4 protein-coding genes and 2 pseudogenes are annotated in these 10,027 nt (G+C 41.4%); all 6 read left to right on the top strand.

Going from position 1 to position 10,027, the window contains the following annotated elements; all coding sequences use genetic code 11:
• Window positions 1–965 precede the first annotated feature (965 nt).
• Window positions 966–1,133 (top strand): annotated as a pseudogene (locus HMPREF2955_RS16885) (site-specific integrase); the annotation flags it as partial.
• A 208-nt stretch (window positions 1,134–1,341) separates the two neighbouring features.
• A pseudogene (locus HMPREF2955_RS16880) lies at window positions 1,342–1,506 on the top strand (helix-turn-helix transcriptional regulator).
• A gap of 200 nt (window positions 1,507–1,706) precedes the next feature.
• Window positions 1,707–5,447: an N-6 DNA methylase gene (locus HMPREF2955_RS10000; RefSeq protein WP_070723216.1), complete on the top strand. Its 3,741-nt coding sequence runs from the start codon at window positions 1,707–1,709 to the stop codon at window positions 5,445–5,447.
• 589 nt (window positions 5,448–6,036) lie between these two features.
• Window positions 6,037–7,626, top strand: coding sequence for an L-aspartate oxidase (gene nadB / locus HMPREF2955_RS09995; RefSeq protein WP_070723168.1), 1,590 nt, complete (start codon window positions 6,037–6,039; stop codon window positions 7,624–7,626).
• A gap of 72 nt (window positions 7,627–7,698) precedes the next feature.
• The gene (gene nadA, locus HMPREF2955_RS09990) at window positions 7,699–8,691 is read left to right on the top strand and encodes a quinolinate synthase NadA (protein ID WP_070723167.1); all 993 of its coding nucleotides are present in this window, start codon (window positions 7,699–7,701) and stop codon (window positions 8,689–8,691) included.
• Between the two features lie 19 nt (window positions 8,692–8,710).
• Entirely contained in the window at window positions 8,711–9,571 is an 861-nt protein-coding gene (gene nadC / locus HMPREF2955_RS09985; protein ID WP_070723164.1) for a carboxylating nicotinate-nucleotide diphosphorylase, read from the top strand.
• Window positions 9,572–10,027 lie beyond the last annotated feature (456 nt).

Raw genomic sequence — 10,027 nt, 5'->3', positions numbered from 1 at the left:
TCTCGCGAAGGTTTGTTTTGAGGCAAAAAGGGGTCAACATGCGATGCTGGCAAAATGAATTTTTATTTAAAACAACCGTCATTTGCACCCATTTTGGGGCTATTTGCAGCAAAATATAGGGCAATATGGTGCAAAACACAGCGCAATATGGTGCAAAACGCAGTGCGTTTTGATGCTAAACGCAAGGTGAAATGGTGCTAAATGCAAGTCAAAATACCGCTAAATGCAGTGCGAAATGCTGCTAGATGTGAGATGGAAAGCATAAATATCCACTACGATTGTATAAACAAACCCTTTCCAAACCATGAAACACATGGCTAAAAAGGGCAAATTGGCCACTAAAAAGTCGGGTTTTAGGGCCAAAAAGCGCGTAATTGGTGTTGGAAAATTACGAGCCGGCAACCAAACTAGAAAGGCAAAATGATACAAAAATGCAGGTAATATGCAAAAAACGGACAGAAAAAGAAATGTGTAAGGCTGAAAATAATGCCAATTTGAATGCTTTTGGGCTTTTTTTTCGCTAGAAGGGAGTGAGAGGCGACGTGTATTCTGTAAAATATATCGCAAAATCTCAAGTTCGTGAGTTATTGAGTTCATGAATTATTGAATATGTAAGTTGAATAGTAAAAAACGCGGTTTTGCTGTATGGCAAACAACACATATCCACCCAATTCGCATGCGTTGTTGTGCTGCGATTGGCTTAACTGCTCGTGGCTTTGTTATGGCGCAAGAGCTTAGCTAGTCTGCTTTTTTACTTTTAGTCCGATGCCCTTTGTTTGGATTTTCGTTGTTTCTTGGTAAAGGCATATTTTAAGAATACAATGGAGGTAATTTTTAGAATCTGCCTAAAAGAAAAAATGATATGGAACTATCAGAGGAAAAGGTATTAGGGTGATGATTGAATGTAAGTGGATGGGAATGAGAGGTATTTGCACCATATCTCTATGGTTTGCACAGAGGGGTAAAATCTCTGTTGGTTGAGTCGGTTGATATATCGAACCGTCAGTCAGGGGAGAATACACTTTAATCCATTTGAAGATGTGAAGTTTGAAACCGTGGAGCGTAAACCTCGTTTCCTAAACAAAGGCGATGTGGCAAAGCACTTGTCATTCCCATTGCTGGATGAGGGGGCACTCCGCCATTGCCAGTACACAAATCTACGTCCAAATCACCGACCAAAAGATTGCAAGGAATATGGACAGGTTGATAGAAAAATGCAAGACTAGGAGAAAATAAAACTGAATTTGTGCAGACTACACAATAATATTGCGTATATTTGCAATCGTAAAGTATGGTTTTATGGGGGCTATATGAACAAGAGAAGTTTTGAAAGAAAAAGGAATGAGCCAAACGAAACTATCAGCTTGATTGGGCAAGAGTTTCAATATGGTTAATCTTTATGTTGCAAATAAGCATCAGCCCTCAATTCCCACACTATATCAGATAGCCTATATTTTGGATGTGGATGTTAGAGATTTATTAGTTCCTAATAAAAATATACAATGAAGCTAATAGATATAGCAAAAGGGTTAGAGCACGACCTTAGTCTCTTTTCTGAAACAAAGATTGCAGAATTAGCGTTTCGTGTCGTGATGAAAGAAAGGGGAAAGGATTCCTTTGCCCCCTTTCCTCAACAAAGGGTTTAAATCAAAACAAAAAGGAGTCATTTTTGGCTTTCTTAATCTTACAAATAGAATATGGAGACTATGGATATAAAGAAATATATTGCAGCTTTGGGATTTGTTCCAAAAAACGGAACAAATGGCATTTGCCATAAAATATATGGTGATTATGCCATAGAAATTGATTTTGAAAAACAGGGTATTAATTATGGCAATAGTATTGTAGCCGAAAGTAGAACTACACAAAATTTTTCACAGCCTGAAAATTTTGTAGTGCTTGAATGTGTTGATAGATTACTAATCAAAGGATATAAACCTCAGAATATTATTCTTGAAAAGACTTGGCCTTCAGGACATGGCACTTCAGGACGATTAGATATTTGTGTTAATCGTGAAGACGGCACTCCATATATGCTTATTGAGTGTAAAACTTATGGTAAGGAGTACAATAGGGAATCGGCTAAAATCCATAAGGATGGAGGTCAATTATTTACTTATTTCCAATTATCTGGTGGCAAGGCTGACGTCGTAATGCTTTATGCATCAGAATTGAAAGGGAGCAAATTTGTATATGTTAATGAAATAATAAAGATTGAAGATGATTATCGTAATGGTGATGTAAAGGACATTTATGAAAAATGGAATAAACTCACTAAGGATAATGGAATCTTTGATTCTTGGGTACAACCATATAACTTCCAAAGCAAAGCATTAACAAAGGAACAATTGAAAGAAATAAAGGCAGAGGATTCAAGCTTTATCTTTAATCGTTTCCTTGAAATACTACGTCATAATGTAGTATCCGACAAGGGTAATGCATTCAACAAGATATTTACACTATTTTTGTGCAAGGTCTATGATGAAACGACTACAGGTAAGAAAGAAGAGTTAAAGTTCCAATGGTTTGAAGGGCGAGATAATCACGTTGATTTCCAACTTCGTTTGACAGACCTCTATGGCAAGGGAATGAAAAAGTTCTTAGAAAGAACTGTCAGCGACTTCAATAATGAGGATTTCTCCAAACGTTGTACCGAACTAAGCGAAGACACTAAGCAGTATCTTTTGAAAGAGGTGAACAAACTCCGTCTTGAAAAAAATAATGAGTTTGCTATTAAGGAAGTATATGACAATGCATCTTTTGAAGAAAATGCAAAGGTTGTAAAAGAGGTTGTGGAGTTGATTCAAGGGTATAGAATTCGCTATAATAAACGACAACAATATCTATCCGACTTCTTTGAATTGTTACTTACTACTGGTCTCAAACAAGAGGCTGGGCAATACTTTACGCCTGTCCCAATTGCACAATTTATTATCAAGAGTCTTCCTTTGGATTCTATTATGGCAGAGAAGCTTTCTCGCAAGGATGGGGAAATCCTGCCATATATGATTGACTATGCAGCAGGTAGCGGACACTTTATCACAGAGTTTATGCACGAAATACAGGACATCATAAACAACTGTGACACTTCCAAATATATTGAAGAGACAAGAAAGCACCTTATCAATTGGCAGAACTGCCATTTTGATTGGGCAACAGACTATGTATATGGCATCGAAAAGGATTACCGACTTGTAAAAGTTGGTAAGGTAGGATGCTATTTGCATGGTGACGGTTTGGCGAATGTTATCTTAAGTGATGGTCTTGCCAATTTCTGCAATAACAAAGAGTATAAGGGAAAACTACGCAAGCAAACAAATGACGGACAAAAGGATAATCAGCAGTTTGATATTGTATTGAGCAATCCTCCGTATTCTGTTTCATCATTCCGTCAGACAACTCGCGACTACTATACGGACCAAGATTTTGAATTGTATAATTCACTAACAGACAACAGTTCTGAAATAGAGTGTCTGTTTGTTGAGCGAACAAAGCAACTACTTAAAGAGGGTGGTATAGCAGGGGTTATTCTACCAAGTTCTATATTGAGTAATTCAGGTGTGTACACTAAGGCTCGTGAGATTATATTACAATACTTTGATATTGTTGCAATAGCAGAATTGGGTAGCAATACCTTTATGGCTACCAATACAAATACGGTTGTTCTGTTCCTTCGTCGTAGAGATAATTATTTTGCAACCAATACAAAGGTTGCAGTTGATAATTATTTGCGTACCTTAAATGATGTTACTATCAACGGCATAGAAACTCCAGCCTCAGAATATGTTGCTCATGTATGGGAGGAACTTGATTATGCCGATTATGTCACATTACTGCAGAAATCACCTAATGACAAAGTAAAGGCACACGAAATATATGCAGAGTATAAAAAGAAAATCTCTGCAAAGACTGATGCGCAGTTATATGAGGCGATACTAAGTATTGAAGCTGAAAAACTTTTGTATTTCATACTGGCATATCCTCAAAAGGTTGTTATTATTAAGAGTGGAGAGAAGGATATTGAAAAGCGATTCTTAGGTTATGAGTTTTCAAATCGTAGAGGCAACGAGGGCATCCACGCTATCCAGAGAGGGAAGAACATTGATGAATGTACTCAACTCTTCGATGCGAATAGTTATGACAATCCTGATAAGGCAAGCACTTATGTGTATAGAGCTTTCAAAGGAGATTTCACATCACCGATAGCAGAGGGTATGCAATCACATATTAGTCGTATATCCTTAATTGATATGCTTGCTTTTAATAGAAGTGTATTTGAAAAAGGCATCTCGATTGTAGCAAAAAAAAAAGTAACAATAAATAGTAATTTTCCATTAGAATCAATTGAGGGATTAGCCAAGGTAATCCGTGGTGTTACTTATGCAAAAGAAGACCAAGTTCAGGAAGTAACAAACAATGTTGTGTTAACTGCAGATAATGTAACATTGTCAGGTCATTTGGAAATCAATAAACTAATTTACCTCCAGCCTAACAAAAAACTTGATTTAGACAAGGTGCTGAGAAAGAATGATAGTTTCGTTTGTTTTTCTAGTGGTAGCAAGGCTCATGTGGGCAAGATCACTTTTATTGATAAGGATACATCATTCTATGCAGGTGGCTTTATGGGTATAATTAGGGCTTATTCCGATAGGATACTTCCGAAATTTCTTTATACAGTATTAAATAGTGCCTTATATAGACAAATAATAAGAGACGAGAGTAGCGGTAACAATATCCAGAATTTATCACAATCTATAGCTCTAATAAAAGTGCCAGTTCCGCCTATTGATGTTCAAAAACAGATTGTGGAAGAGATTGGCAAGGTTGATAAATCTGTTTTGGATGCTATGCTACGGATTAATGAGTGTGAAACTGACATAGAGAACTTGCTATCCTCATTAAATTTTGCAGATAGTACGCTAAATATTGTTGCTCCATTTGCTACTAAGTCCATTAAATATAGTGACATAGAGTCTGAAACATATATTACAACAGACAATATGCTTCAGAATAAGTTGGGCGTTCTTCCATTTAAAGGGGTTGCAAATATATCATCTATCACCGAATATAAGCTAGAGGATATATTGATTTCAAATATTCGTCCATATCTTAAGAAGATTTGGTTTGCTGACAAGGAGGGCGGATGTTCAAAAGATGTTCTCGTGCTTCGGTCTGCTAACATAAGTAAATATCTTCCTAAGTACATTTTCTATATGATTCGTAGAGATACTTTCTTTGACTATGTAATGGAGGGCAAAAAGGGTATTAAGATGCCGCGAGGGAATAAGGAAGATATAATGAAGTACAAGATTCCGATGCCTCACATTGATGAACAGAAACGTATCGTGTCCCAGATAGAAGTATTAGAATTAGAGATTACTAAAGCTCGCACATTAATAGAAAATGCAGCGAGTGAGAAACAGACAATACTTGATAAGTATTTATAAAATGAGCAGCAGTAACGAGAAATAGGAATATCTCTTTAGAGGACGTGTACAAAAAACGAAGGGCACATTACTTGTTCCCAATCTTGACCTCAACTAAATGGAGAAGACAGTGATGTGTATAAGCTGTTTTCAGCTTAGAAGGGAATACCCCATAATGGAACTCTTGACAAGAAACCTCCATTATGGGAATCGTCATTTCAATGGTGTTAAGCCTTTTTCATAGATAACAGACTATGTGAGTTCGATTCTCTTTTGGGCTTTACAAGGTTACAATATTGGGAATCCATCGTCAAACTTTATGGCTGATTGTTGTCAGTGAGTCCTATTTGCTAATGGCATAGTCCACTTTTACGTATGTAACGGTAATGTAGAACAAGCTATGGAGTATTACGTTTCACATAGTTTTCTTGCAGAAGTCGGTTAATGTCGGATAGTCGGTAGATGAGTTTGCCTGCATAATGGTGGTGATTTTTAGACTCTGCCTAAAAGAAAAAAATGGAGAGGGATTATATTAAACTTTCTTGCTCTAACTTATAGCTTTTTATTACCTTTGCATCGACTATTTGATTAATATCAGAATAAGACGTTTATGATACAAAAGTTCGACTTCCTTGTTATCGGTGGTGGCATAGCAGGCATGAGTTACGCACTGAGTGTGGCAAAAAGCGGAAAAGGGAAGGTTGCCCTTGTGTGCAAAACCACTTTGGACGAGGCTAACACAGCCAAAGCGCAGGGCGGAGTGGCCGCCGTAACCAACCTAGACGTAGACAATTTTGAAAAGCACATCAACGATACGATAATCGCAGGCGACTATATTTCGGACTTGGCCGCCGTGAAACACGTTGTGTGCAATGCGCCCAACGCCATCAAAGCGCTTGTGCAATGGGGTGTGGAATTTGATAAGAACGGAAAAGGAGAGTACGATTTGCACCGCGAAGGTGGACACAGCGACTTCCGTATTCTGCACCATGCCGACGATACCGGGTTCGAAATACAACGCGGACTGATGGCGGCCGTGAGGAAGAACGAGAATATTACCGTTTTGGAAAACCATTATGCCGTTGAGATTATCACGCAACATCACTTGGGCGTACAGGTTACACGCAAAACACCCGACATTGAATGCTACGGCGCATACATCCTTAACCCCGAAACACAAAAGGTAGACACCTTTTTAAGTAAGGTTACGCTTATGGCAACTGGCGGTGTGGGTGCGGTTTACGCCATGACGTCGAACCCCGTGATTGCTACGGGAGACGGAATTGCTATGGCCTATCGCGCTAAGGCCACCGTAAAGGACATGGAGTTTGTGCAGTTCCACCCTACTGTTCTATACAATCCATCCGAAACACATCCGGCGTTCCTCATCACCGAGGCCATGCGTGGCTATGGGGCCGTGCTTAGACTGCCGAATGGAAAGGAGTTTATGCAGAAATACGACAAACGACTTTCGCTTGCACCGAGAGACATCGTGGCGCGAGCCATCGACCACGAAATGAAGATTCACGGACTGGACTATGTGTGCCTAGACTTGACACACAAAGATGCCGAAGAAACGAAACGGCATTTTCCACATATCTACGAAAAGTGCCTTAGCATGGGCATCGACATCACAAAACAATACATACCCGTATGCCCTAGCGCACACTATATGTGCGGCGGAATTAAGGTAGACCTGAATGGGGAAAGTTCTATCAGCCGCCTTTATGCCGTAGGCGAATGTTCGTGCACGGGCTTGCACGGAGGAAATCGCCTTGCCAGCAACTCGCTGATTGAGGCTGTGGTCTATGCCCAGTCGGCCGCAGAACACGCGCTCCTTACGGTAGACAACTACGACTTTAACTTAAAGGTGCCTGAATGGAACGACGAAGGAACCCTAACCAACGAAGAGCACGTGCTGATAACTCAGAGCGTGAGGGAGGTTGGCGAGATTATGAGCAACTATGTTGGCATTGTACGGAGCAACCTACGACTGAAACGGGCATGGGACAGACTTGACTTGCTGTACGAAGAAACTGAAGAGCTGTTTAAACGGGTTACGGCAACGAAAGACATCTGCGAATTGCGTAACATGATAAACGTGGGCTACCTGATAACAAGGCAGGCCATAGAGCGGAAGGAGAGCAGAGGGCTGCATTACACGGTGGACTATCCCAAGCATGCCTACGACCAACAATGAGCAGGTGGGGAAACAAAAGAATTATTGTTTGAGAAACATCATTGCGTTTTCTCGCATTATAACTATATACACATGGTAGACAAGAAATGGTTGGAACTGGGTTTTATAGACGAACCCATTCCTGAAAAGACAGACATCAAAGCGGAAATACGCAGGATGTGCAAAGAAAAAAATGCGCTTATCATGGCGCATTATTACACAGAGGGCGTAATACAAGAGGTGGCCGACTTCATTGGAGACAGTTTGGCGTTGGCACAGAAGGCTGCAACGACAGATGCCGACATCATCGTTATGTGCGGGGTGCACTTCATGGGCGAGACAAACAAGATTCTCTGCCCAGAGAAAACCGTACTTATCCCAGACCTGAACGCCTCGTGCTCGTTGGCAGAGAGTTGTCCCGCCGAAGATTTCGAGCAGTTTGTTAAGGCCCACCCTGGGCATACGGTGATAAGTTACGTAAACACGTCGGCAGGAACCAAGGCGGTAACCGACATTGTGGTAACAAGCAGCAATGCCAAGCAAATAGTAGAGGCTTTGCCGAAAGATGCGCCCATCATATTCGGGCCAGACAGAAACCTGGGTAATTACATTAACGGACTTACTGGTCGGCAGATGGTGTTGTGGGATGGTGCTTGTCATGTGCACGAAAAGTTTTCGGTTGAGAAGATATTGCAATTGAAAAGAGAACATCCTGGAGCCAAGATATTGGCCCACCCCGAATGTAAAGGTCCCGTCATCAACATCGCCGATAAAGTGGGAAGTACGGCAGCTCTATTGAAATACAGTATTGCAGACGATGCACAAGAGTTTATCGTGGCCACCGAAAGCGGCATACTGACCGAGATGCAAAAGTCGGCACCGCAGAAAACCTTTATCCCTGCTCCGCCCGACGACAGCACCTGCGCCTGCAACGAATGCAACTTCATGAAACTTATCACACTAAGTAAACTATATAATTGTTTGAAGTACGAGTGGCCTACCATCGAGGTACAACCCGAAGTGGCACAAAAGGCCATTAGGCCCATTCATAAAATGCTGGAAATGTCCAAGCGCCTAGGCTTATAAACTTAATTGAAGATTAATCATGTTATCAGTAGAAGAACTTAACGACAGACTTATCGAACTTGCTTTTAGCGAAGATATCGGCGACGGCGACCACACCACGCTTTGTTGTATACCGGCTGAGGCCACGGGCGAAAGTAGATTGCTAATAAAGGAGGAGGGCATATTGGCTGGCGTGGAGATTGCCAAGAAGGTTTTCCACAACTTCGACCCCGAACTTCAAGTAGACATATATATAGAGGACGGCGCGCACGTGAAACCGGGCGACATTGCAATGAGCGTGAAAGGCAGGACACGGAGCCTGTTGCAAACGGAACGTCTTATGCTTAACATCTTGCAGCGCATGAGTGGCATTGCCACCATGACACACAAGTACCAACAAGCGCTGATTGATGCGGGAACTAAGACACGCGTACTAGACACACGCAAAACTACGCCGGGCATGAGAATGCTGGAAAAGGAGGCGGTAAAGATTGGCGGAGGTATGAATCATCGCATTGGCCTTTTTGATATGATTCTCCTGAAAGACAACCACATCGACTTTTGCGGCGGCGTGCATAATGCCATCTCGATGGCAAAGAGGTATTGCAGGGAGAATGGCAAGGACGACCTGAAAATAGAATGTGAGGTAAGGAACTTTAAGGAACTGGAAGAGGCACTGCACGAAGGATGCGACCGCATTATGTTCGACAACTTCACGCCTGAGGCTACACGCAAGGCGGTTGAAATAGTTGGCGGACGCTGTGAAACGGAGTCGAGTGGCGGAATTACTTTCGAAACAATGATTCCCTATGCACAGGCCGGTGTGGACTTCATCTCTTTTGGGGCACTTACACACAGCGTTAAGGGGCTAGATATGAGCTTTAAGGCTGCGGGTAAGTAGTCGCACCACCGCTCTTCTACCTACGTTTTTTATCGCTATAAACAATAGGCGGCCATCATTAGAAGAACATGGCTGCTAGGCTATTGGGTGCCGTGAGGTAAACTAAGTGAGTGGATGTCGTGACGTTATGCTGTATCGCAAACAACCTAACAGCTAATGGTTCCCTTTCACAAAGCGGAAAGGAGCGTGTCATACTTGTATGACTGAAAGAATAAGTTGCTAACGTATGGGGTAAAACAAAACGTTAGACTCATTCAGCCTAACGTTATCGGAGGTTCCGAAGACGGCAAGCCGGCTCTCCGATACCATTGCAAAGATACAACTTTATTCGTCACCACCAAACTTTTAGTCGTGGTTTGCTTGAAAACTCGTACATTTGCAGTATCGCAAACAACTATAAGGCGGTTTTTGCAAACGAAACTACCGTTGTGATTTGCTTGAAAACTCGTACATTTG

The sequence above is a fragment of the Prevotella sp. HMSC073D09 genome (assembly GCF_001814145.1).
GTDB classification, from domain to species: Bacteria; Bacteroidota; Bacteroidia; order Bacteroidales; family Bacteroidaceae; genus Prevotella; species Prevotella conceptionensis.
Note: the sequence above shows the minus strand (reverse complement) of the source record. Positions and strands in the feature narration are given on the sequence as shown.

What these genes read in the sequence shown, in the direction of transcription:
- HMPREF2955_RS10000 (WP_070723216.1), top strand. Translation starts at nt 1,707, where the DNA reads ATGGATATAAAGAAATATATTGCAGCTTTGGGATTTGTTCCAAAAAAC.
- nadB (WP_070723168.1), top strand. Translation starts at nt 6,037, where the DNA reads ATGATACAAAAGTTCGACTTCCTTGTTATCGGTGGTGGCATAGCAGGC.
- nadA (WP_070723167.1), top strand. Translation starts at nt 7,699, where the DNA reads ATGGTAGACAAGAAATGGTTGGAACTGGGTTTTATAGACGAACCCATT.
- nadC (WP_070723164.1), top strand. Translation starts at nt 8,711, where the DNA reads ATGTTATCAGTAGAAGAACTTAACGACAGACTTATCGAACTTGCTTTT.